The 25,351-nt window shown below is 54.1% G+C and carries 12 protein-coding genes; all 12 read left to right on the top strand.

Annotation, left to right across the window (positions count from 1 at the left end; genetic code table 11):
* The first annotated feature begins 148 nt into the window (after window positions 1-148).
* The 12 genes from KJB30_RS03615 (at window position 149) to KJB30_RS03555 (ending at window position 25,307) form a co-directional block, all read left to right on the top strand.
* A complete protein-coding gene (locus tag KJB30_RS03615) occupies window positions 149-1,375 on the top strand; it encodes a TIGR03016 family PEP-CTERM system-associated outer membrane protein (RefSeq protein ID WP_214296578.1) in 1,227 nt (408 codons plus the stop codon).
* A gap of 7 nt (window positions 1,376-1,382) precedes the next feature.
* Window positions 1,383-2,306: an XrtA system polysaccharide deacetylase gene (locus tag KJB30_RS03610; protein ID WP_214296577.1), complete on the top strand. Its 924-nt coding sequence runs from the start codon at window positions 1,383-1,385 to the stop codon at window positions 2,304-2,306.
* 26 nt (window positions 2,307-2,332) lie between these two features.
* Window positions 2,333-3,145 (top strand): ABC transporter permease, encoded by an 813-nt coding sequence (locus KJB30_RS03605; RefSeq protein WP_246545483.1) that lies wholly within the window; start codon window positions 2,333-2,335, stop codon window positions 3,143-3,145.
* Between the two features lie 196 nt (window positions 3,146-3,341).
* Window positions 3,342-4,601 (top strand): ABC transporter ATP-binding protein, encoded by a 1,260-nt coding sequence (locus tag KJB30_RS03600; RefSeq protein ID WP_214296575.1) that lies wholly within the window; start codon window positions 3,342-3,344, stop codon window positions 4,599-4,601.
* On the top strand, window positions 4,594-5,598 hold the full coding sequence (locus tag KJB30_RS03595; RefSeq protein ID WP_214296574.1) for a Gfo/Idh/MocA family protein: 1,005 nt from the start codon (window positions 4,594-4,596) through the stop codon (window positions 5,596-5,598). The genes KJB30_RS03600 and KJB30_RS03595 overlap by 8 nt, the downstream gene beginning before the upstream one ends.
* The gene (locus KJB30_RS03585) at window positions 5,595-7,280 is read left to right on the top strand and encodes an aminotransferase class I/II-fold pyridoxal phosphate-dependent enzyme (protein ID WP_496198522.1); all 1,686 of its coding nucleotides are present in this window, start codon (window positions 5,595-5,597) and stop codon (window positions 7,278-7,280) included. Before KJB30_RS03595 ends, KJB30_RS03585 begins: the two co-directional genes overlap by 4 nt.
* Window positions 7,281-7,381: 101 nt before the next feature.
* Entirely contained in the window at window positions 7,382-8,407 is a 1,026-nt protein-coding gene (locus tag KJB30_RS03580; protein WP_214296573.1) for an SDR family NAD(P)-dependent oxidoreductase, read from the top strand.
* A 199-nt stretch (window positions 8,408-8,606) separates the two neighbouring features.
* A complete protein-coding gene (locus tag KJB30_RS03575; RefSeq protein WP_214296572.1) occupies window positions 8,607-10,064 on the top strand; it encodes a DegT/DnrJ/EryC1/StrS family aminotransferase in 1,458 nt (485 codons plus the stop codon).
* Window positions 9,988-10,695, top strand: a complete 708-nt coding sequence (locus KJB30_RS03570; RefSeq protein ID WP_214296571.1) for an acetyltransferase — start codon at window positions 9,988-9,990, stop codon at window positions 10,693-10,695. Before KJB30_RS03575 ends, KJB30_RS03570 begins: the two co-directional genes overlap by 77 nt.
* 190 nt (window positions 10,696-10,885) lie before the next feature.
* Window positions 10,886-16,564 (top strand): DUF4082 domain-containing protein, encoded by a 5,679-nt coding sequence (locus KJB30_RS03565; RefSeq protein ID WP_214296570.1) that lies wholly within the window; start codon window positions 10,886-10,888, stop codon window positions 16,562-16,564.
* A gap of 505 nt (window positions 16,565-17,069) precedes the next feature.
* Entirely contained in the window at window positions 17,070-19,871 is a 2,802-nt protein-coding gene (locus tag KJB30_RS03560; protein WP_214296569.1) for a DUF4082 domain-containing protein, read from the top strand.
* Window positions 19,872-19,976: 105 nt separating this feature from the next.
* Window positions 19,977-25,307, top strand: a complete 5,331-nt coding sequence (locus KJB30_RS03555) for a DUF4082 domain-containing protein (RefSeq protein WP_214296568.1) — start codon at window positions 19,977-19,979, stop codon at window positions 25,305-25,307.
* The last annotated feature ends 44 nt before the right edge of the window (window positions 25,308-25,351 follow it).

The following is a 25,351-nucleotide window of genomic DNA, read 5'->3' as shown; positions in this document are numbered from 1 at the left end:
CCCCTCTCCCGGCCTTCGGCCACCCTCTCCCACGAGGGGAGAGGGATTTTAAGCTCCCCTCCCTTTGATGGACCCGCGGGCCTAAAGGAGGGGTTGGGGGAGGGTGCAATGCAGTGAATTTTAAATTGACGCTTCAGGAAAGGCCACCATGTCCAGATTACAGAAGGCTGTAGTCACATTAGGCATATGTGCTGTCGCAGGCAGTGCACAGGGTGCTGATTTCAAGATAATTCCTTCCCTTACGGTTGGTGAGGAATTTACGGACAATGTGCATGAAACCAAAGACAACCATGTCTCGGAATTTATCACCCGACTGCTTCCCGGCGTAGCTGCGCAATACAAGGCGCCGAACCTCATGGCGGATCTGGGGTACGTGCTTGACTACCGCTATTACGCCAGGAACAAACGCAAGAACGACTTGACCCACGATCTGGCGGCAAAGGGAAACCTGACGGTGGTGGACAACTTTTTCTACATTGAAGCAAGTGAAAGTTACCAGCGATCCTCACTTAACGTGACCCGGGATGTCACACGGGAAAGTCTGACCCTGGACCAGACCGATCGAAACCTGATAACCGCAGCCCCGTATTTTGAGTTTCGCCCGGGACAAAGGACCACATTGACCACTGGGTACCGATTTATCGACACCCGTTATTCCCAATCGTCCGCGGTAGATAAAACTGATCATGTTGGTTTTCTGGAGGCACGACACGAGCTGTCTGCCCGCTGGAGCCTGACGGCGGAATACACCTTTACCCGCGAACTGTCCAAACTCGAGGATTTCAACCAGCATCAGGCAGCAGGAGGATTCAGGTACGAATACCTGGAAAAATCCTACCTGTTTGCCCAGATGGGTCACACCTGGACAAACTATGACAGTGGGCGGCGGCTGAACGGCCTGTTCTGGGATGCCGGCGCTACCCATGATTTTGGAAATGTTGCTGCCACCGTGACAACCGGAGTCAGGTATGACGATGATCCGCTGCATAATATCAGTCAGGAGACCTTTGTCGCCGGCAAGGTTGAAAAACGTCTGCAAACAGGCCTGTTGGGTCTTTCCCTTTACTATTCCGAATTTACAAAAGCAGATACCGACAGGTTGGAGACAATCAAGTATGGGGCAGCCGTGAAAGGCACATATCAGTTCACCGACCGCCTGACCGGTGCATTGGCTTTTACGGCGGAAAAGTATGAAGACAAGCTGCTGGATACCTACACCCGCCTCCTCCTTTTAGACTACGGCCTGAGTTACCTGCTGGCGGAAAAGCTGACTGTCGGACTTTCGCATATCCATGTGAATTCCTACTCGCCTGCCAACGATGCGGACAATCGACGGGTGAACCGGGTGACGCTGCTGGTTACCAAACAATTTTGAGGTGCCCATGATAAATGCACTGACCATAGATGTTGAAGATTACTTCCATGTGACCGCTTTTGAGCGGCAGGTTGCTTATGGCGACTGGGATTCCTACCCCTTGAGGGTGGAACATAATACGGAACGGATTCTCGATATTCTTGACGGCTTTTCAGTCAAAGCCACCTTTTTTGTTCTTGGCTGGGTAGCCCAGCGCTGTCCGCGTCTGGTGCGGGAGATTCATGCACGCGGTCATGAAATCGCCTGCCACAGTCATATGCATCAGCTGGTGTACCGCCTTACTCCACAGCAGTTTCGCAGAGATATCTTTACGGCCAAGAGGGTGTTGGAAGATATCTGCGGGGAAGCTGTCCGCGGGTACCGCGCCCCCAGCTACTCCATAACAGCCAGGTCCCTCTGGGCTCTGGATATCCTGGTGGAGGAGGGGTTTTCCTACGATTCCAGCATATTCCCGATCAATCACGACATTTACGGCATACCCGGGGGGAAACGCTTTCCCCATGAGATCAAAACCATGGCAGGAGCTATCAAGGAATTCCCCATTTCAACGTTTCTGCTTGAGCTGGGGGGCTGGCGGCCCAGGGTGCCGATTGCCGGTGGTGGATACCTGCGGCTGTTCCCGGTAGCTTTGATCAGGGAGGCCATCCAGCGGATCAATCTCCGGGAGCAACAACCGGTGGTGGTGTACTTCCACCCATGGGAGATCGACCCATCCCAACCGCGCATTCGCTCCGGGCTAAAATCACGGTTCAGGCACTACCTGAATCTGCAAGGAATGGAGCACAAGATCCACCATCTGCTGGAAAGGCTTCATTTCGGTTCCGTGAGGGATGTACTTGCCGACATTCGCCCTGCGTGCGTACCGGAGGATCAGGTCGGTGCGGGATTTTTGAAGCAAAAAACTGCTCAAGAGGTGATTAAATGGAGTTGATGCAAGAAAACAGAGGAAGTATCCCAATGGTTGACATTCAGCCAACCAAAGGGCTGTTGCATCTGGATCTGTTTGCGGTGTGGCAGCATCGGGAGCTGCTGTACTTTCTGGTGTGGAGGGATGTTCTCACCAGGTACAAGCAGACCGCTATCGGTGCCGGCTGGGTTATCTTGCAGCCTCTGATCACCATGATAATTTTTACGGTGATCTTCGGGAATCTCGCCCGTTTTCCTTCTGAAGGCATACCTTATCCTGTCTTTGCGTTTACCGCTCTTTTGCCCTGGACCTATTTCTCCCAAGCGCTGGCACGTACCTCCGGCAGCGTTGTCGGCAGCACCAACCTGGTTACAAAAATCTATTTCCCCCGCCTGCTGATCCCGCTCTCCGCTGCGATTGCACCGGTGGTTGACCTCATTTTCTCCTTTGCGGTTCTGCTGGTACTGATGGCCTGGTACAGGATTACGCCCACCTGGGGCATGCTGGCACTGCCGTTTTTCATCGTATTGGCCATTATGACAGCGCTTGCAGTGGGACTCTGGTTTGCGGCCTTAAACGTCAAGTATCGGGATGTGGGCAGCATCATGCCTTTCATCATTCAGATCTGGATGTACGGATCTCCTATCGCCTATCCCGTCAGCATGGTGCCGCAGAAGTGGCAGCTGCTGTATGGGTTGAATCCGCTGGTTGGCGTGATCGAAGGGTTCAGGTGGGCGCTGTTGGGGAAGGCGTTCCCGGATGTGGCTGTTATGGCGGTCAGTTCGATAGTAGTGGTGCTCCTGTTGTTCGGCGGTATTGTGTACTTTAAAAAATCTGAACAGACATTTGCCGATCTTATCTAAGGATAATCATTTTACACAGATCCCCTCCCCCAGCGGGGGAGGGTCAGGGAGAGGGAAAAGACTGAAAACTCCACCGCCCCCCTCCCAACCTCCCCCCGCTGGGGGGAGGAGCTGTCATATTAGTGTTTGGCGGAAAATTGATTTAATCAGGTTACTTAATACAGCTTACTTCAAGTAACACATTAATGGAGACAGCATGAGTGATATTGCCATTCAGGCGGAAAAACTTTCCAAGCGGTACACAATAACACCTGGCAGCCATCGCCATGACACGCTGTATCACCAGCTTGCGGAGACCTTGAAATCTCCGTTCCGTCGAGATCGGCGCGAGAAGGAAAAAGATTTCTGGGCACTTCAGGATATCTCCTTTGAAGCCAGAAAGGGAGAGGCGCTCGGCATAATCGGGCACAATGGGGCAGGTAAAAGTACGCTGCTCAAGATCCTCTCCCGCATCACGGAACCGACCTCAGGCAGAGTTAGGATTTACGGTCGCGTGGGTTCCCTGCTGGAGGTTGGCACCGGCTTTCATCCGGAACTAACCGGAAGGGAGAACATCTTTCTTAACGGCGCCATCATCGGTATGAAACGGGAAGAGATCCACCGGCTGTTTGATGCGATCGTGGATTTTGCAGAAATAGAGGAATTCATCGATACACCGGTCAAGCGTTATTCCAGTGGGATGTACGTTCGCCTGGCATTTGCCGTATCTGCTCATCTGCGCCCTGAAATTCTGATCATAGACGAAGTGCTGTCCGTTGGTGACCTGCAGTTTCAAAGGAAATGCACCAACTACGCCGAGGAGCTGCAAAAGAGCGGCTCAACAATATTGCTGGTTTCGCACAACATGTTCAGCGTCAAGGCGCTCTGCAACAGGGTCCTTTACCTTTCCCACGGGAAACTGCTGACCGATGGATCTCCGGAAGAGGTTATTCCGCAATTCGAGAAAGAGGGAAGTTCGACGAGCAGTTCTTCTTCGTCGGAAGGTGATGTGTCGATCAGCATCACGGATGTGGAACTGTTCGATGAATCTGGTAAAGAGAGGGCCATTTTCGATTTCGGCGAAAGAATGCGGATTCGCCTGCATTACACAACACCGCAGGTCATTCACAATCCCAATTTCGTGGTTGCTCTGATCAGGTCGGATGATGTCGCCTGCTGCAATTACAGCACCGCCCTGGACGGGTATTCAATCCCAACTCTTTCCGGGGAAGGCATCCTTGAAGTCATTACGCCACCGCTCAAACTCGTGTCCGAAGCCTATGAAGTCCACGTCCTGGTGTGGGACAAGGATTTCCAGCGTCCATACTGTTTTCAGAAGGGGCTACGTTTTCATGTCCGGCATCATCTCTTCAGCACCCATTTCGGGGTTTTTCATGAAGATGCGGAGTGGTCCGTGCCCACGGGACTGCTAAAAATAAATCCAGGTTCATCACAGGAGGTCTGCTGCCATGATTAAAGTCGCTGTTGCAGGGTACGGTTACTGGGGACCCAATCTCGTCAGGAATATTCAGGAGTCAGGCAAGGCATCAGTGGTGACCTGCTGTGACATGAACCCGGAGCGCCTTAAGCAGGTCTCCTCCAAATATCCATCCATGAGAACCACCAGCTGCTATGACGATGTGCTCAAGGACCCTTCTGTCGATGCTGTTGTCATCGCCACTCCCGTGGCAACCCACTATGAGTTTGCTCGTAAGGCGTTTGAACACGGCAAGCACGTATTGCTGGAGAAACCAGCCACTTCATCCACCGCAGAGGCAGAAAAACTGGTAGAGCTGGCAACAAAAAACAAGCTTACCTACATGATCGATCACACCTTCATCTATACCGGTGCAGTGCGCAAAATGAAGGAGGTGGTGGACCAGGGGGAGTTGGGGGAAATCTATTATCTGGATTCGGTGCGCATCAATCTGGGACTGTTCCAGCGGGATGTCAACGTGCTCTGGGATCTGGCTCCCCACGATATCGCGATCCTGGAACACCTGGTCAAGGAACGTCCGGTCAGTGTCTGTGCTACCGGTGCCTGCCATGTGGGAAACGGGCATGAGAACGTGGCCTATCTTACTGTCTATTACAATAGCGGGATGATTGCCCACTTTCACAACAACTGGCTTTCACCGGTCAAGGTGCGCACCATGCTGGTTGGCGGCAGCAAAAAAACGATTCATTACGATGATATGGAAGTCAGCGAAAAAATAAAAATCTACGACCGTGGGGTCGATATCGATACCACCGAAGGAGTCCATGATGCCCGGGTTTCATACCGCCTGGGCGACATGTGGGCCCCGCGGTTGGATCAGACCGAGGCCTTGCGTCTCATGGCTGGTGAGTTTATCGACTGCGTACAGACAGGACGCCGCTGCATAACGGATGGAAACAGCGGCCTGAATGTCGTCAGAATACTTGAGGCTTCGGAGATGTCTATAAAACATCGGGGAAAGGAGATCAAACTGTGAGTGATTACACCAAACAAAGCATCAGGAACGTGAAGTTGGGAGAGAACACGAGGATGGCGGATTTCGTAAACCTCTACGAATGCGAGGTTGGCGACAATTCCAGGATCGGCGCTTTTGTGGAAGTGCAGAAAAAGGCGAAGATCGGCAGAAATGTGAAAGTATCGAGCCATACCTTCATCTGCGAAGGGGTGACCATCGAGGATGATGTTTTCGTCGGCCACAACGTTTCCTTCATCAATGACAAATACCCTCGCGCCACTGCAAATGGCGGCCTGCAGACCGAAGCGGACTGGGAATGCATTCCAACCCTGGTTAAAAGAGGCGCCTCCATCGGTACGAGTACCACAGTGCTCTGCGGCGTCACCATCGGAGAAAACGCCATAGTCGGTGCAGGCAGTGTTGTTACCAAAGATGTTCCTGACAATGCCGTGGTAGCTGGAGTGCCGGCCCGCTTTGTGCGCAGCGTAACCGGTGCCTCATCGGAGGAAAACCTGCGGCCGGTCCCCTTTCTCAATCTGAAGGCCCAGTATCAATCGATCAAGGCCGAGATTCTGCCTGTGGTGAACAAGGTGCTTGAAAGCTGCTCCTTTGTTCTCGGCAGCGAAGTGGCTGAATTTGAGAAAGAATTTGCCGCCTATCAGGAGACAGACCATGGGATCGCAGTGAACACCGGCACCAGCGCACTTCACCTTGCGCTGCTTGCAGCGGGAGTCGGCCCGGGGGATGAGGTCATTACCACTCCATTTACCTTTGTGGCCACAGTTGCTGCGATAGTGTACACAGGCGCCAAACCGGTTTTCGTGGACATTGATCCGAAATCACTGACTATTGATGTGACCAGAATCGAAGCTGCCATCACGCCGGCTACCAAGGCAATTCTGCCGGTCCATATCCATGGACAGGCAGCAGACATGGATCCGATCGTGGATATCGCCAGACGTCACAAACTTGTAGTGATTGAAGATGCCTGTCAGGCCCATGGCGCTGAGTATAAGGGGCGCAGGGTAGGGGGGATCGGCAACTTTGGCTGTTTCAGCTTCTATCCGGGCAAAAACCTCGGTGCCTATGGCGAGGGTGGCATGGTGACCACCAACGAAAAGAAATATGCCGACACCATCCGGATGCTGCGCGACTGGGGAGCCGAGAACAAATACCGTCATACCATGAAGGGGTACAACTATCGCATGGAGGGCATGCAGGGCGCTATCCTGAGGGTCAAGCTGCGCCACCTGGAAGCCTGGACTCTGGCACGCCGCGCCCACGCCAGGCGTTATGACGAGCTGCTGGTGAACAGTGGCATAGCTACTCCGGTGGAATCTTCCTTCAATCGGCATGTCTATCACATCTACGCCATCCGGGTACCCCGCCGTGAAGCTTTTCAGCAGGCATTGACCGAAAGCGGTGTCCAGTCGGGAATCCATTACCCGATACCTGTTCATCTCCAGCCGGCCTATGCCGATCTTGGCTACAGTGCCGGAGATTTCCCCCAGGCGGAAGCTGCTGCCCATGAAGTGCTCTCTTTGCCGATGTTTGCCGAAATGAGCGTGGCCCAGCAGGATGTTGTCGTGGAAGCGGTGCGTAAAATTTCCCACGAGATGCTGGTGGATGCATCACACAAAGCTCCTGCCAAGGTTGAAGCCAAGCAGGATGTACCGATGATAGGTGCTGTGGCAGCTGCATAGAACCGAAAGCTTTAACCACGAAGGTATACCGTTTTTTGTAGGGGCGATAGCACGGCATTATCGTGCTTCGCCCTATTGCCACGGAGAACAAAGGAGACAGCATGCAGATACGTGGAAGCAGCTTTCTTATAACAGGTGGTGCCGGTCTCATGGGATCTCACATTGCCGACCGGCTTCTGGCCGGGGGAGCGGCGAGAATCGTGCTTCTGGATAATTTCGTGCGGGGCAGCATGCATAATATCTTCAATGTTGTGCAAGATCCGCGCGTTCAGCTTGTAAAAGGAGATATTCGCGATTCAAACCTGCTGATGAAGCTGGCAAAGGGAATTGATGGCCTCTTTCACATGGCGGCCATCAGAATCACAGCTTGCGCCGAGAATCCCCGCGAAGCCATGGAAGTCATGATGACCGGCACCCATAATGTGCTGCAGACCGTGGTGGAGCAGAATGTGGGCAGGCTGGTGTATGCTTCCTCCGCCTCGATCTATGGCATGGCAGACAGTTTTCCCACCAGTGAAACTCACCACCCTTACAACAACCGCACCTATTACGGAGCAGCAAAAATAGCCGGTGAGGGGATGGTGCGTTCATTTGCCGAAATGTACGGACTCAAGTATGCAGCATTGCGCTTTTTCAATGTCTATGGCCCCCGCATGGATATCGACGGCAAATACACTGAAGTGATCATCCGCTGGCTTGATCGTATCGAGGCTGGAGAGCGTCCGGCCATTTTCGGGGATGGCTTGCAGACCATGGACATGGTTTACATTGACGATGTGATCGATGCGATCATGTTGGCCATGCAATCAGACATCACGGATGAAGTCTTCAATGTGGCCAGCGGTACGGAAACAAGCCTGCTGGGACTGCTGCAGACTCTTTTGAGAGTGATGGGCTCCGACCTTCAGCCCGAATTCCTGCCGGAACGTGCCGTTAATCCGGTTCCGCGACGTTTGGCCGACATACGCAAGGCGCGGGATGTTTTGGGATTCAAGGCCAAAGTCGGTGTTGAGGATGGATTGCGAGGGCTGATTGAATGGCGGAAAGAGGTCCGGGCCGCCGCTGCCATGCCGGCTCAAGCGGTATTGGCCAATGAAATAATGAGCACAATCCCAAGCGCTGTCTAACAGGCTGTTGAAAAACTACTGCGGAGGCCATCTGCTGCGTTGCGCGGTACTCGCAAGCTCGGCTAACTACCAGTTATGCCTCGCCTGCTCCGTTCCGTACGCCTTGCATCTGACCTTCCTCATCACGTTTTTCAACAACCTGTTGATGTTCCTGTCTTTCCTGATGAGAGAAGAAATGAAATGGTGAGGTGGTACAAAAATGATTCCCATAGCAAAACCACTCCTCGGTGAAGAGGAGGCAGCGGCAGCAAGGGAAGTGATCATGTCCGGCTGGCTGACCCAGGGGCCAAAGGTGGCTGAATTCGAAGCAGCCTTTGCCGCTTACGTCGGCGCACCCCATGCATGTGCCGTTTCAAGCTGTACAACGGCTCTGCACCTGGCGCTGCTCGTTGCCGGCGTAAAACCTGGTGACGTTGTGATCACTGTCAGCCACTCGTTCATCGCTACGGCAAATTCCATTCGTTACTGCTTTGCCGAACCGGTTTTCATCGACATTGATCCCATGACCTACAACATGTCTCCAGGACTTCTGCGCAAATGTCTGACAGAAGAGTGTGAGAGTCGCGACGGAGTGTTGTACTACCGCAATGCGGCCCGACTTGCAGTAGGTGAATCTCCTCTGCGTGCCTTCTATCCTGATGAGAGCGGCAAAAAACCTACCAGTAATCTGAAAAACTCGGGTTGTTCAAAAATAGTCAGATCGTCGCAACCGGAGACTGCCCCGCGGAGGCGTAGCAGCGCTACGTCGCACAAGGTGGCTTTCGAGGATGGCGGCGAGATGGCTGTTTTTCAACAACCTGCTAGAGCAGGACGTGTTGCTGCCATCATGCCTGTGCACCAGATGGGCATGCCCTGCGACATTGCTGCCATAACGGAGATCGCCGCCGCCTTCGGCCTGCCTGTGGTGGAGGATGCAGCCTGCGCCGCTGGTTCCGAGATCAGGACACGCGATGGATGGGAAAGAATCGGCCGTCCCCATGGCGACCTGGCCTGTTTTTCTTTTCATCCGCGCAAGATAGTAGCCATTGGCGATGGCGGAATGATTACCACGCGTAATCCCGAATACGACCGGCAGCTGCGGCTTCTGAGGCAGCACGGCATGAGCATCCCCGATACGGTGCGGCACAGTGCACAGCAAGTTGTTTTTGAAGAGTATGTCACCACCGGCTTCAACTACAGGATGACTGACCTGCAGGCAGCAATAGGTATTGAACAGCTTAAGAAGCTGCCCTCTTTCGTGGAAGAACGACGGCAGATTGCCGACTGGTACCGCGACAGGATGCGGGCAATCCCCTGGCTGCAACCGCTTCAGGATACTTCCGACTGCAGGACAAACTGGCAGAGTTATCCGGTCAGAGTGCTTGCCCACAGTCCGGTGAGCAGGGATGGTCTCATGCAGCAGCTGCTTGATCGGGGAATCGCCAGCCGCCGCGGGATTATGAATGCACATCAGGAACCACCCTATGCAGGCTCTGTTTCACAACCTGAAGCTGAAAAAGCGCGGGATGACGTGATCATGCTTCCCATGTTCAATGGCATGAAGGAAGACCAGGTGGAAGAAATCATAAAAGGAGCGGCACATGTCCAAAAAATTGTTTCTTTTCCCATACGGGGGGAATTCCCGCGAAGCTCTGCTGTCGGTTCTGGCAATCAATGAACAGCAACAGGAAGAAGCGTGGGATGTAATCGGGTTTCTGGACGATAATAAATTAAACCACGGCAAGGAGTGTTGCGGCATTACGGTTGTGGGTGGCAGGGAGATGCTGGGGGTCGAGCCGGATGCTTTTCTGCTGGCAGTGCCAGGCAGTCCTACGAGCTATGCAAAGCGAGCAGAGGTCATAACCGGCCTGCCGGTCGATGAAAGCAGGTTTGCTACGATCATTCATCCTTCCGTGCAATTGCCCCCTGATTGCAGGATTGGTTTCAACTGCATCATCATGCCCAACGTGTTCATCAGCAGCAACGTAACTGTCGGTAATCACTGTGTAATATTGCCCAATACGGTTATCTCCCATGACAGCGTCATAGGCGATTACTGCTGCATCGGTTCAAATGTATCCGTGTCAGGATCTGTAAATATGGGAAAAGGATGCTATATCGGATCGGGATCAAGGATGCGGGAGCATGTTTCCATCGGAGCGGGGAGCCTGGTGGGGCTTGGATCGGCTGTTCTTAAAGACATTCCGGAACAGGTCATTGCCGCCGGAAGCCCGGCGCGGGTGCTTAAGGAAATCACTGCAGATGGAGTCAAAATCCAGCCTGATCAGTATCAACCTGCCACAGGCTAGCCTGTAAAACCCCACTAAAAGTCCAAAAATATTTCCAAAGTTAAAAAATTATTTACCTCTAAGAAAGATAAATTTTTATAAGTATTACTAATTATTGAAATAAAATGTTGGAATGGATGTTGCTGAGCAGGCGGAATGACTTAAGCAGGTTAAAAAACCTGCATCCGGGTGATTCAAGGAAGGAGCTTGCATGAAAAGCAACAGCATGACACTGAAACAGGTAGTAACAGCATTATTTGTCATAACATGTATGGCAATCGTGGCACCTTTGGATCTACGTGCCGCTTCAATCTGGCCACCAACTACCGTGCCGGCTACTGTTGACGGCGGACCTGACGATCCGGTCGAAATCGGGGTGAAATTCCGCTCCGATTCCGGCGGCACTATCAGCGGCATTCGCTTTTATAAAGCAAGTGCCAATAACGGCACTCATACAGCCCGGCTCTGGAGCGCCAGCGGTACCCTGCTGGCCACGGCAAGCCCTGCCGGCGAGACTGCATCAGGCTGGCAGCAGGCAAACTTTACTACCCCTGTCACAATCACCGCCAACACGGTCTACGTCGCCTCCTACCATACCGCCAATGGCCATTACAGCTTCACCCAAAACTATTTCAGCGGGACGGGCCGAGATGCTCCGCCGCTGCATGCCCCGGCTGACGGTGTTTCCGGTGCTAACGGCGTCTATACTTACGGTCCTCCAGGCAGTTTCCCAATAACCGGATGGCTGGGGTCCAACTACTGGGTTGACGTTGTATTTACCGCATCACCAACCGGCGATACCGTTGCGCCGGTTGTGAACACCTTTACCATTCCGGCAACATCCACTAGCTTAAACGTTGCGATCACCGCTCTGACAGCCACTGACAATACGGCTGTGACCGGTTACCTTGTCACCGAGACATCCACAGCGCCCCTGGCGTCGGACAGCAGGTGGTCGGCTACTGCCCCTGTTTCCTACACGTTTAGCACCCAGGGCAGCAAGACTCTGTACGCCTGGGCCAAGGATGCCGCCGGCAATGTTTCCACCGCCAGGAGTGCCACGGTGACAGTGACCATTCCGGTATCGACAGGATCAACCCTCTGGCCATCAACCACCGTGCCGGCTACTGTTGACGGCGGGGCTGACGACCCGGTTGAAATCGGGGTGAAATTCCGCTCCGATTCCGGCGGCACCATCAGCGGCATTCGCTTTTATAAAGCAAGTGCCAATAACGGCACTCATACAGCCCGACTCTGGAGCGCCAGCGGTACCCTGCTGGCCACAGCCGGTTCCGCAAGCGAGACTGCATCAGGCTGGCAGCAGGCCGACTTCCCGGCACCTGTCACAATTACCGCCAACACGGTCTACGTCGCCTCCTACCATACCGCCAATGGCCATTACAGCTTCAACCAGAACTATTTCAGCGGGACGGGCAGGGATGCTCCGCCGCTGCATGCCCCGGCTGACGGTGTTTCTGGTGCTAACGGCGTCTATACTTACGGTCCTCCAGGCAGTTTCCCAACAACCGGATGGTTTGGGTCCAACTACTGGGTTGACGTTGTCTTTACCGCATCATCAACCGGCGATACCGTTGCGCCGGTGGTGAACACCTTTACCATTCCGGCAACATCTTCCAGCTTAAGCGTTGCGATCACCACCTTGACCGCCACTGACAATACGGCTGTGACCGGTTACCTGGTCACCGAGACATCCACAGCGCCCCTGGCGTCGGACAGCAGGTGGTCGGCTACGGCCCCTGTTTCCTACACGTTTACCACCCAGGGCAGCAAGACCCTGTACGCCTGGGCCAAGGATGCTGCCGGCAATGTTTCCACCGCCAGGAGTGCCACGGTGACAGTAACAATTTCAACCGGCGATACTATTGCGCCGGTGGTAAATACCTTCACCATTCCGACAACATCTTCCACGCTGAATGTTCCAATCACCGCACTGACAGCAACTGACAATACGGCTGTGACCGGTTACCTGGTCACCGAGACATCCACAGCGCCCCTGGCGTCGGACAGCAGGTGGTCGGCTACTGCCCCTGTTTCCTACACGTTTACCACCCAGGGCAGCAAGACCCTGTACGCCTGGGCCAAGGATGCTGCCGGCAATGTTTCCACCGCCAGGAGTGCCACGGTGACAGTGACCATTCCGGTATTGACAGGCTCAACCCTCTGGCCATCAACCACCGTGCCGGCTACTGTTGACGGCGGACCTGACGACCCGGTTGAAATCGGGGTGAAATTCCGCTCCGATTCCGGCGGCACCATCAGCGGCATCCGCTTTTACAAAGCTGCCGCCAACAATGGCAGCCACACAGTCAGGCTCTGGAGCGCCAGCGGTGCCCTTCTGGCCACAGCCGGTTCCGCAAGCGAGACCGCATCAGGCTGGCAGCAGGCCGACTTCCCGGCACCTGTCACAATTACCGCCAACACGGTCTACGTCGCCTCCTACCATACCGCCAATGGCCATTACAGCTTCAACCAGAACTATTTCAGCGGGACGGGCAGGGATGCTCCGCCGCTGCACGCCCCGGCTGACGGCGTTTCCGGGGTGAATGGCGTCTTTACCTACGGCCCGTCCGGCAGTTTTCCATCCAGCGGCTGGTTTGGGACCAACTACTGGGTTGACGTTGTCTTTACCGCATCGACAACCGGCGATACCGTTGCGCCGGTGGTGAACACCTTTACCATTCCGGCAACATCTTCCAGCCTGAGCGTTGCGATCACCGCACTGACCGCCACTGACAATACGGCTGTGACCGGTTACCTGGTCACCGAGACATCCACTGTCCCTCTGGCATCGGACAGCAGGTGGTCAACTACCCCCCCAACTTCCTACACGGTTGCCACCCCGGGCAGCAAGACCCTCTATGCCTGGGCCAAGGATGTCGCCGGCAACATATCCATCGCCAAAAGTGCTCCGGTGACAGTTATTACGGCTAAATTACCGATCCTGATTATCTCTTCCGCCACTAATCCGTTCAGTAACTACTATGGTGAAATTTTGCAAACGGAAGGGCTGAATGCTTTTGACCAGAACGACATCGCTTCGGTATCAGCCGGAGTGCTTGCAGCCTACGACCTGGTGATCCTCGGTGAAATGACCCTTACCGCTTCCCAGGTGACCATGCTCAGCACATGGGTCAACGGAGGAGGCAAACTGATCGCCATGCGACCGGACAAGAAACTTGCCGCTCTGCTTGGGCTGAACGATCAGTCAGCAAGCCTTTCTAACGGTTATCTTCTGGTGGATCCTGCTGCGGCTCCGGGAAAGGGAATTTTTTCCCAAACCATGCAGTATCACGGTCCGGCCGATCTCTATGGTCTTAACGGTGCGTCCAGTCTGGCAACCCTCTATTCTTCGGCTTCTTCAGCCACTTCGAATCCGGCTGTCACCTTGAATACCGTAGGTTCCAACGGCGGTCTGGCTGCGGCTTTTACCTATGACCTGGCCCGGTCGGTTATTTACACTCGTCAAGGAAACCCGGCCTGGGCAGGGCAGGAGAGGGACGGAGAGCCTGTATTGCGGTCCGATGACATGTTTTATGGAGCAGCCACCTTCGATCCCCAACTAGATTGGATCGACCTGACGAAAGTAACCATCCCTCAGGCTGATGAGCAGCAGCGCCTGCTGGCTAACCTTATAATTCGGATGAATATGATCTCACAGCTTGTTCCCCGTTTCTGGTATCTGCCGCGAAACCTGCCGGCTGTCGTTGTCATGACCGGGGATGATCACGGTAATGGTTACGGAGGCACTGCTGCAAGGTTCACCCAGTACCAGAATATGAGCTCACCCGGCTGTTCCGTGGACAACTGGGACTGCATCCGGGGTACCTCCTATCTGTACACCACCAACACCATAACCAGCTCACAGGCCACAGCATTCAATAACGCCGGCTTTGAAGTCGCCCTGCATGTCAGTACCGACTGTGCCAACTGGACCCCCACGTCGCTTGCTAATTTTTACTCCAGTCAACTTGCAGGCTTCAGCGCAAGATTTCCTTCTTTGCCCAAGCCTGTGACGAACAGGACCCATTGTATTGCCTGGAGTGATTACACCACACAAGCCACTGTAGAAAAAACCAACGGAATAACACTGGATACCACTTATTACTACTGGCCCCCCCATTGGATGGCCAGTTATCCCGGTTTCTTTACCGGTTCCGGCATGCCCATGCGTTTTACCGATGCATCCGGTACGATCATAGATGTATATCAGGCAACTACCCAGATGACAGACGAATCGGGACAGATCTATCCCTTTACTGTAAATGCACTGCTGGACAGGGCAGTGGGGCCTGAGGGGTACTTTGGCGCTTTCGTGGTCAATGCCCATACGGATTTTGATACTTCCAGCGTGTCCGATTCAGTTATCCAGTCGGCCCTGCAGCGGGGAGTTCCGGTGATATCGGCAAAGCAGCTTCTCGCCTGGCTTAACGGCCGCAATTCCTCAACCTTTACTTCCCTGGCCTGGAACGGAACCACACTCGGTTTCTCAGTAAATGCAGGCACAGGCGCCACAGGCCTCACTGCAATGGCCCCGGTTCCTGAAGGCAAATCAGTGACCAGCGTGACCAGGAACGGCTCTCCCGTATCCTTTTCAATGGCAGTGATCAAAGGGGTGCATTACGCTCGTTTTGCCACAACAGGCGGAGCTTACCAGGTAACTTATGCTGCAGACATCATACCTCCCGGTGTAACCAGCGTTACTCCGGCTCGCGACTCAAGAGATGTCAATCCGTCAGATAAGATAATTGCGATCTTCAGCGAGCCTGTTGATCCAGCCACCATTACGGGGAGTTCCTTTGTCCTCCGCAATTCCTCCTCTGCGATTGTACCTGCATCGGTTGTTTACAACACCGTAACCAGGACTGCTATCCTGACACCGTCAGCTTCCCTTGCCAATGGAGCCATATACACAGTTACAATCAGCGGCGCGGTAAAGGACCTTGCCGGTAACAGTCTGGGAAGTGCTACCACCTGGAACTTTACAACTGCCGCTGTATCCACTGGTCCCTGGACAATATGGCCAGCCTCCGCCGTACCGGCAGTAGTGGACGCAGGACCTGATGACCCAGTGGAGCTCGGAGTGAAATTCCGCTCCGACAGGAATGGCTACATCACCGGCTTGCGTTTTTACAAATCTGCCGCCAACACCGGTATCCATACTGGCAATCTATGGGCCGCCGACGGCACCCGGATCGCAACAGCAACCTTTAGCAGCGAATCCTCTACCGGATGGCAGCAGGTCAATTTTCAGCCTCCGGTGGCGATAACGGCTAATGCGATCTATACAGCCTCCTACCATACCGATTCCGGGCACTACAGCTATAATTACGGTTATTTCAATGGAGGCGGAGTTGATTCTCCACCGCTGCATGCGCTGCCGGATGGTGCTTCCGGAGGAAATGGAGTGTTTGCCTATGGCTCGGGCAGCAACTTCCCCAATCAGAGCTGGAATGGAACCAACTATTGGGTAGATGTGGTTTTCAGCGACACATCGTCCCCGCAGGCGATCAACGGTGCTGTGGTGGATAATGCATCTCAGTCAGCCGCACCGGTACTTGCCATGATCACAGTTCAACCGAGCAACCAGCGCATAGCCGTAGGTACGAGCCAGCAGTTTACAGCAATGGCAACGTATTCAAATGGTACCACGAAAGACATCACCAAGCAGGTTTCATGGAGCTCTTCGGCACCTGAGATTGCCACAGTGGGCAGTTCCGGCTTGGTGACCGCCCATGGAGCCGGTATGTGCAACATTTCGGCGACACTGGATGGAATAACCGGCAGCACCAGCAGCCAGGCTACAGATGGAGTGGCTCATATTGTGCCTGCATGGAAAATCGAGAATCAGAGCAGTATGGATCGTGGGTGAAGCAGACGGTCCGCCTGGAGTTTCATCAGTAACTTCAGGTGGACCTGTTGAAGATTTTTCGTTACTTCAAAGTCAGTCGCAATATCTCTTCCAGCTTGTTACTTCACGCCCGTCGTTTTCCTCTCTCTGAGTAAGATGGCGGGCGTTATTTTTTAATGCAAAATAATTCCCAAAACAAAAAAATATTCACTGAATTAAAAAATACTTTACTTTCAGATCTGATCTGAAACTGTAAATAGCTGTAATTTATGACTATAGAGCTTGGTATGGATGTTGCTTTACCCCTTGGAGGAGAATAACTAAAGAAGCCAGAGAGTATGCGTTTTCTTGTCAGTGTTGCTAACGGCCATGGTCATCTCGCCACTGCATGCCTCCGCGGGGCGTTCTCCGGTTGCGACGATCTGATTATTTTTGAACAACCTGAGTATTGAACGGCTGACGAATGATTCAAGTTATGGTTCATGATTTAGATTACAAATAGCTGATTAAAAAGGGAGGATTTTTAATGGAAACCCTGTATGGGATACTAAAACAGTTAATATTATCAATCGTAACCTGCATTGTGATCCTGGCGCCGCTGGATGTACATGCTGCATCAATTTGGCCCTCTACATCCTTACCGGCTAACGTTGATGCAGGAGGTGACAGCCCGGTGGAGTTGGGTGTTAAATTCCGTGCCGATTCTGATGGCAGCATCAGCGCAATTCGCTTCTTCAAATCAGCAGCCAACAACGGCCCTCATACGGCGCGCTTGTGGAGCAGCAGCGGACAGCTTCTGGCCACTGCGACGTTTGCAAGTGAAACAGCTTCCGGCTGGCAACAGGCCAATTTTCCTGCACCAGTGGCGGTCACTGCCAGCACGGTTTACATCGCCTCTTACCATACTGCTACTGGCCATTACAGTTACGATTATGATTACTTTTCAGGGACAGGGGTGGATAGTCCGCCGCTTCATGCGCTGCAGGATGGCATTTCCGGTGCAAACGGGGTGTATGCCTACGGTCCGGCCGGCACCTTTCCGGCTTCCGGATGGAAAAGTTCAAATTATTGGGTTGATGTCGTATATGCTGCGGGCGCAAGCGGCACTTCCATCTGGCCATACACTGCCCTCCCGGACAACATTGATGCAGGAGCAGACAGCCCTGTAGAGCTGGGGGTGAAATTCAGAGCTGATACGAACGGCACCATCAGCAGCATCCGCTTTTACAAATCCCCGGCCAACAATGGTCCTCACACGGCACGGCTCTGGAACAGCAGCGGTGGTCTGCTGGCCACTGCAACCTTTGCAAATGAGACCGCATCCGGGTGGCAGCAAGCTGATTTTCCCACACCGATAGCGATCAACGCCAATAGTGTGTATATCGCCTCCTACCATACCGATACAGGTCACTACAGTTACACCAAAAATTATTTTTCCGGATCCGGAGCTGACAATCCGCCGCTCCATGCTCCGGCAGACGGCGTGTCAGGTGCGAACGGTGTGTTTGCCTATGGTCCGGCGGGCAGCTTTCCGGCAGGTGGATGGAATGGCACCAATTACTGGGTGGATGTGCTGTTCTCCCCGGGTGGTTCAGGCACTCCTTTTACAGGGATTGAGCCGCCGGGCTGGTACACGGGCGACATGCATGTTCACCGCAGTTGCGGTGGCCCCCCGGAAACCCTTGATGATTTTTTGCCAGGGATGGCTCCTCACAATCTTTCCGTTATTTCGTTGCTCGCTGACAGTGGCAATGCCGAGGTCAAGATTGCTCCGGAGGACCTGCCAAGGATCAACGGTTCTGATGATCCATCGTCCGCTCCCGGGCGGATAATTCACTGGGACACCGAATGGCACTGGGATGCAAATTACCAGGGCTCTTCTCACCAGGCCCTTGGTGGGCATGTTGTTGCTCTGGGGCTGTCCGAGGCTCATCAGATCTGGGAGGAATACACCTATCCCGTCTTCAACTGGGCCCATCAGCAAAACGGCATCGCCGGCTTTGCGCACATGCAGTATCTGAATAACAATGGCTTGCCCGATACCTTGAACTGCTGCACTCCCGTCGAATACCCGGTGGAAGTTGCTCTCGGAGAAAGCGATTTCATATCCGAAGATGTGATGGATGTCAGTTCCAGCTACTCTTTCATGTGCCCGGACTGCGCAATGCAGGCCTATTACCGGCTGCTCAACTGCGGGTTCAGGCCGGGATTGGCAGCCGGTACCGATTATCCCTGCAACGACACCGAAAGCAAACCGCTGGGAGCTCTGCTGACCTATGTCAAGCCTGTGGGAGAATTGAGCTACCGGTCTTGGATTGAGGGAATCGCGAAAGGAAGGACGGTAGTCTCGCGGAATGGACACAACGAGTTTCTGGATTTCATGGTAAACGGCAGTGCCGGACCTGGGGATGAAATCAAGTTGGCAGGCCCTGCAAGCGTGCAGGTATCAGTGCAATGGACAGCAGGTCAGAGTCTGAGTGGTGCCATTGAATTGGTCCATAACGGTGTCGTGATCGCTTCCAAGCAGGCCACAGTGGCACCAGGCGCTCCGAATAGCTTGAACGCGACTGTTAATTTCCCGAAAAGTGGTTGGCTGGCAGCACGCAGGATGGGGAGTGAAGGGCACTATGTGCACACTGGTGCTGTTTTTGTATCAGTGGCCAATCAACCGGTGCGGGCCAGCGTGGCTGATGCTGAATTCTATGTCAGCTGGATGGATGGCCTGCTGCAGAGAACCTCTCCGGGAGGTGCCTGGAGCTCCTTTTTCACTACCAGTCGAACTGCGGCCCAGGATCGCTACCGTGCAGCCAGATCGATGTTTCAGCAGATTGCCTATGAGGCGGGTGTTACGCCACAGCAGAATGGATCAATTTTCACCAGCCAGACACCTTCAACATATGAAAATGATCAGATGTACGAACTGGGTACCAGATTCAGTGCTGATGTCAGTGGTCAGATAACCAGGGTAAAAATCTTTACCGATGCATTCGAAGGAGGTAACCACACCGTACGTATCTGGAGGGTTCAGGATGGCGCAGTCGTGGCTGGTCCCTTTGCCTGGGATTTTGCTGCAGGCAGTGCGGGATGGAAAAGTTTTACACTTCCGGCACCGCTGCAGATTTCTGCCAATACCGATTACATAGTGGCGGTGTCAAACAGCAGCGACCAGAATTATGCCGCAGAAACTAACGGTTTTGATGCCCCGATAGTGAATGGTCATCTGTATGCGCCAACAGGCGCTGGCGTGTGGAGCGATGTTATGGGAGACATGCCAACCAACGTCTGGAAAAACACCAACTACTTCAGGGATGTGGAGTTTGTGCCGTAGATGTAACCAAGCTATGTGCAGTGTCATACCATCAAACCCTCCTCTTAACAAAGGGGAGGGTTATTTCATAAGTGAAACCATCAGTGTTTCAACTAAGGAGCATACATGGCAAGGCTGAAAATGGTCGTGAAACAGATAGTTACTGCGTTATCCATTGTTACAGGTTTAACAACCATAAGTCCTCCGGAAGGTTTTGGTGCGTCAATCTGGCCATCCACCACCATACCAGCTGTAACAGACGCCGGAGCCGACAGTCCGGTGGAATTGGGAGTCAAATTCAGATCAGATTCCGGCGGCACCATCAGCGCAATCCGTTTCTACAAATCGGCAGCCAACAGTGGTCCTCATATTGTGCGGCTCTGGAGCGCCAGCGGTACTTTGCTGGCTACGGCCAACTCAGTCAGTGAGACCGCAAGCGGCTGGCAGCAGGCTGAGATCAATCCCCCTGTACAAGTCAGCGCCAATACGGTCTACATCGCCTCCTACCACACTACCAACGGTCACTACAGCTACAACTCGAATTACTTCAACGGCGGCGGAGTTGATAATCCGCCGCTGCATGCTCCTGCAGACAGCATTTCCGGCGTCAATGGTGTGTTTGCCTATGGACCTTCCGGTACTTTCCCGGTTAATGGCTGGCAAGGCACCAATTACTGGGTTGATGTGGCATTTACCGCATCTTCTTCCGGAGGTGGCGGCGGCACTGGTGGAGCAAACATCTGGCCGTCCACCGCGGTTCCGGCCGTTGTTGACGGGGGTGTCGACGATCCGGTTGAAGTGGGAGTCAAATTCCGTTCCGATTCCAGCGGCACTATCAGTGGCATCCGTTTCTATAAAGCCGCAGGTAACAGCGGCACTCATACGGTTCGGCTCTGGAACGCCAGCGGAACTCTGCTGGCCACTGCCAGTTCCGCAAATGAAACTGCTTCCGGCTGGCAGCAGGCAGATTTTTCCGCTCCCGTGGCAATTAATGCCAATTCGGTCTACACCGCCTCCTACCACACCTCGAATGGTCATTACAGCTATAGCTCAAACTATTTCAGCAGCAGCGGGGTGGATAATCCTCCGCTGCATGCCTTGGCTGATGGCGTTTCCGGTGTCAATGGTGTGTTTGCCTACGGTTCAGCCGGCACCTTCCCGGTTAATGGCTGGAAAGGAACTAATTACTGGGTGGATGTGGCATTTACCGCCTCTTCTTCCGGAGGCGGCGTTAGCGGAGCTACCATCTGGCCATCCAGTGCGGTTCCGGCGGTGGTTGACGCCGGCGCCGACATCCCGGTGGAAGTCGGGGTGAAATTCCGTTCCGATTCCAGCGGCACTATCAGCGGCATCCGCTTTTACAAATCCGCAGCCAACAGCGGCTCCCATACAGTCCGGCTCTGGAACGCCAGTGGAAATCTGCTGGCCACGGCCAACTCTGCAACTGAAACCGCAAGCGGCTGGCAGCAGGCGGATTTTTCCGCACCAGTGGCAGTAAGCGCCAACACAGTCTACATCGCCTCCTACCATACTTCCAACGGTCACTACAGCTACAGCCCCGGTTTTTTCAACGGCAGCGGAGTTGATAATGCTCCATTGCATGCTTTGGCAAATGGTGACTCCGGTGTCAACGGAGTATTCGCTTACGGCCCCGCGGGCACCTTTCCATCCGGCGGGTGGAATGGCACCAACTATTGGGTGGACGTGGCCTTCACCCCTTCCGGTGTCACTCCCGCCGGTGCCTCCATCTGGCCTTCCACAACTGTCCCATCCAATATCGATTCCGGTCCCGACAATCCGGTGGAACTGGGTGTAAAATTCCGCTCCGATTCCAGCGGCAGCATCAGCGGCATCCGCTTCTATAAAGCAGCGGCCAACAGTGGAACCCATACTGCCCGGCTCTGGAGTGCCGGCGGCACACTGCTGGCGACTGCAAATTTTTCGAATGAAACTGCCTCCGGCTGGCAGCAGGCTGATTTTCCTTCACCTGTAGCAATCGGCGCCAATACGGTTTATGTGGCCTCCTACCATACTTCGACAGGTCACTTCAGTTACAATTACAACTACTTCAGCGGACAGGGGACCGATAATCCGCCGCTGCACGCATTGGCCGACGGTGTCTCCGGTGCCAACGGCGTGTTTGCCTATGGTCCTGCCGGCAGTTTTCCAACCAGCGGAGTAGGGAAAAACTACTGGGTCGATGTTGTCTTCGATGCAGGCACGGGGGGCGGCGATACCCTGGCGCCGACAGTCACAACCTTCACGCTGCCTGCATCGTCGCCAACCATCGCGGTTGCGATCTCCGCCCTTACTGCATCCGATAACATCGCGGTTACCGGCTATATGGTAACCGAATCCTCTACTCAACCTTCTGCGTCAAGCAGCGACTGGTCGGTTAATGTGCCGACCTCGTACATTTTTAGCAGCCCGGGCAACAAGATCCTGTACGCCTGGGCCAGGGATGCGGCAGGCAATGTATCTGCTGGCAAGAGCGCCCCGGTGACGGTTAGCGCCCCGCCCTCAAGTGGAACTATACTGTTGATTTCGTCCGCCAGTAATCCTTTCAGCGGATACTATGCGGAAATTCTGAGAACTGAAGGATTCAATGCATTTAACCAGGTCGATATATCCTCCGTGTCGTCAGCCACGCTTGCTGGTCATGATCTGGTTATTCTGGGCGAGATGACGCTGACTGCTTCCCAGGTGAACCTGTTTACCACCTGGGTCAACGGAGGAGGGCAGCTGATTGCCATGCGTCCCGATAAAAAGCTGGCATCGCTGCTTGGACTGATCGATCAGGCGTCAATCATTTCCAATGGGTATCTACTGGTGAATACTTCCGCCGCACCGGGTGCCGGAATTACCGGACAGACAATGCAGTACCACGGCAGGGCAGACCTGTATGGTCTGAACGGTGCAGCCAGCGTGGCAACCATTTATTCTTCGGCGTCATCGGCAACCTCCAATCCAGCGGTGACATTGCATAGCGTGGGTACAAACGGCGGGCAGGCGGCGGCGTTCACCTATGATCTTGCCAGCTCCGTTGTCTACACCCGCCAGGGCAATCCGGCCTGGGCCGGGCAGGAGAGGGACGGGGATGCAGTAATACGCTCCGACGATCTTTTCTATGGTCCCGCGAGTTTCGACCCACAGCCCAACTGGATCGATCTGGGCAAGGTTGCCATTCCCCAGGCCGATGAGCAGCAGCGTCTGCTGGCCAATCTCATGATTCAGATGAATATGACCAAGAAACCGCTCCCCCGCTTCTGGTATCTGCCACGAAGTCTCCCGGCAGCGGTGATCATGACCGGCGATGACCATGGCGATACTACCTGGGGAGGGACCAGGGGCAGATTCAATTCGTATCAGTCCATTAGTACGCCCGGATGTTCGGTCGATAACTGGGAATGCATCCGGGGAACTTCATATGTTTTTAACACCAACCCCATGACAATCTCACAGGCTTCGGCACTCAATAACTCCGGTTTCGAGATCGGGCTGCATGTTAACAGCAACTGTGCCAACTGGACTCCGTCCTCCCTGAGTTCCTTCTACACTAATCAGCTTGCCGGCTTCAGTGCAAAGTACCCTGGCCTGCCTTCTCCTGTCACCAACAGAACTCATTGCATTGCCTGGAGCGATTATGTGTCACAAGCCTACGTTGAGCAGGCTCATGGTATCAGGCTGGATACGAGTTATTATTACTGGCCGTCCCAATGGATTGCCAACAATCCCGGCTTCTTTACCGGTTCGGGCATGCCCATGCGTTTTGCCGATACAGACGGTACCATGATCGACGTGTACCAGGCGGCCAGTCAGATGACCGATGAATCGGGGCAGAGTTATCCGTTTACTGTGGATGCCCTGCTTGACAGGGCATTGGGGCCGGATGGTTTCTACGGTGCTTTTGTGGTCAACGCACACACGGATGTGGATGCGTCCAGCGTTTCGGATGCGGTCATCGATTCAGCCCGCAATCGCGGGATCCCGGTTATATCCAGTCGCCAGCTTCTCACATGGATCAACGGTCGCAACGACTCCACATTCGACGGCATAACCTGGAACGGAAACACACTCGGATTTACCATCAATGCGGCAAACGGTGCCACCGGACTTACCGCCATGGCTCCTGTACCCTTTGGCCGGACCGTGACCAGCGTAACCAGATCCGGTTCTTCGGTTCCCTTTTCCATAGCTGTGGTCAAAGGAATACAGTACGCCAGTTTTGCTGCAGCTAACGGAAGTTATCAGCTTAATTATTCTTCAGACACCGCATCTCCTCAAATCAGTGACGTAACGCCACCAAGGGACGCACGTGATGTAGAGCTGTCTTCAGGAGTCACTGCAACTTTCACCAAACCCATGAATCCGGCGACCATTCATGGAAATTCCTTTGTTCTGCGCGGTCCGTCCTCTGCCATTGTAACGGCAACGGTGGAGTACATCAGCTCAACCAATACCGCGATCCTTAGTCCGTCCTCTCCCCTCGCCGCCGGAAGCACATATACCGTCACCATAACCGGAGAAGTGAGAGACCTTGCCGGTAACAGCCTTGGCAGTTCCACGGTCTGGAGCTTTACAACAGCCGGTTTTGCCACCAGTAGTGCCACGAGTATATGGCCCGATACCACTGTACCGGCCACGATTGATGACGGTCCTGACGATCCAGTGGAACTGGGGTTCAAATTCCGCTCCGATAAGTCAGGCTACATCACCGGAATACGCTTCTACAAGTCTGCTGCAAACACCGGCACCCATGTCGCCAATCTCTGGTCAGGCGATGGTACCCGCCTGGCAACAGCAACCTATAACGGAGAATCATCTTCAGGATGGCAGCAGGTAAATTTCCCTGCTCCGGTGGCCATAGCGGCCAATACGGTTTACGTGGCCTCCTACCACTGCAATGGCGGGCATTACAGCGTTACCTCCAATTACTTCAAGGGCAGGGGAACGGACACTCCTCCGCTGCATGCTCTGGCCGATGGTATTTCCGGCTCAAACGGCGTGTACGCCTATGGATCGGGCAGCACCTTTCCCAATCAGGGCTGGAACCAATCCAATTACTGGGTAGATGTGGTTTTCAGTGAAACAGGTCAGATGATCTTTGGCGGTTCATCGTTCACCGGCGCTCCGCAGGCAGCTGAACCGGTACTGACGGCAATAAAGGTGGTACCGGACAGGCAGAGGATAGCAGTCGGCACCAGCCAGCAGTTCAGCGTCACGGCTACCTATTCCGATGGCAGCACGAAAGACGTCAGCGATCAGGTGTCATGGAACTCCTCCGAGCCTGGCATCGCTACCGTCACCAGCACAGGTCTTGTCACAGCCCATGCTCCAGGCATAAGCATTGTGTCGGCCACTCTGAACGGGGTTACCGGTACCACCACAACCACCGCAACGGTGGGAATGGCCCGTATGGTACCCGCACCGTACACCATGGCTGCCGACAGGATCTGAGCTGGCAGCGGATAAAAAAATGATGCCCACTTACATGCCCGTTT

The organism is Pelotalea chapellei (genome assembly GCF_018531195.1).
GTDB lineage: Bacteria > Desulfobacterota > Desulfuromonadia > Geobacterales > Pseudopelobacteraceae > Pelotalea > Pelotalea chapellei.
The sequence above is the reverse complement of the archived record's forward strand: the minus strand, read 5'-3'. Positions and strand labels throughout refer to the sequence as shown.

Coding starts and splice junctions, on each gene's coding strand:
- KJB30_RS03615 (WP_214296578.1), top strand. CDS start 149: ATGTCCAGATTACAGAAGGCTGTAGTCACATTAGGCATATGTGCTGTC.
- KJB30_RS03600 (WP_214296575.1), top strand. CDS start 3,342: ATGAGTGATATTGCCATTCAGGCGGAAAAACTTTCCAAGCGGTACACA.
- KJB30_RS03605 (WP_246545483.1), top strand. CDS start 2,333: ATGGTTGACATTCAGCCAACCAAAGGGCTGTTGCATCTGGATCTGTTT.
- KJB30_RS03610 (WP_214296577.1), top strand. CDS start 1,383: ATGATAAATGCACTGACCATAGATGTTGAAGATTACTTCCATGTGACC.
- KJB30_RS03575 (WP_214296572.1), top strand. CDS start 8,607: ATGATTCCCATAGCAAAACCACTCCTCGGTGAAGAGGAGGCAGCGGCA.
- KJB30_RS03555 (WP_214296568.1), top strand. CDS start 19,977: ATGGCAAGGCTGAAAATGGTCGTGAAACAGATAGTTACTGCGTTATCC.
- KJB30_RS03570 (WP_214296571.1), top strand. CDS start 9,988: ATGTCCAAAAAATTGTTTCTTTTCCCATACGGGGGGAATTCCCGCGAA.
- KJB30_RS03565 (WP_214296570.1), top strand. CDS start 10,886: ATGAAAAGCAACAGCATGACACTGAAACAGGTAGTAACAGCATTATTT.
- KJB30_RS03580 (WP_214296573.1), top strand. CDS start 7,382: ATGCAGATACGTGGAAGCAGCTTTCTTATAACAGGTGGTGCCGGTCTC.
- KJB30_RS03560 (WP_214296569.1), top strand. CDS start 17,070: ATGGAAACCCTGTATGGGATACTAAAACAGTTAATATTATCAATCGTA.
- KJB30_RS03595 (WP_214296574.1), top strand. CDS start 4,594: ATGATTAAAGTCGCTGTTGCAGGGTACGGTTACTGGGGACCCAATCTC.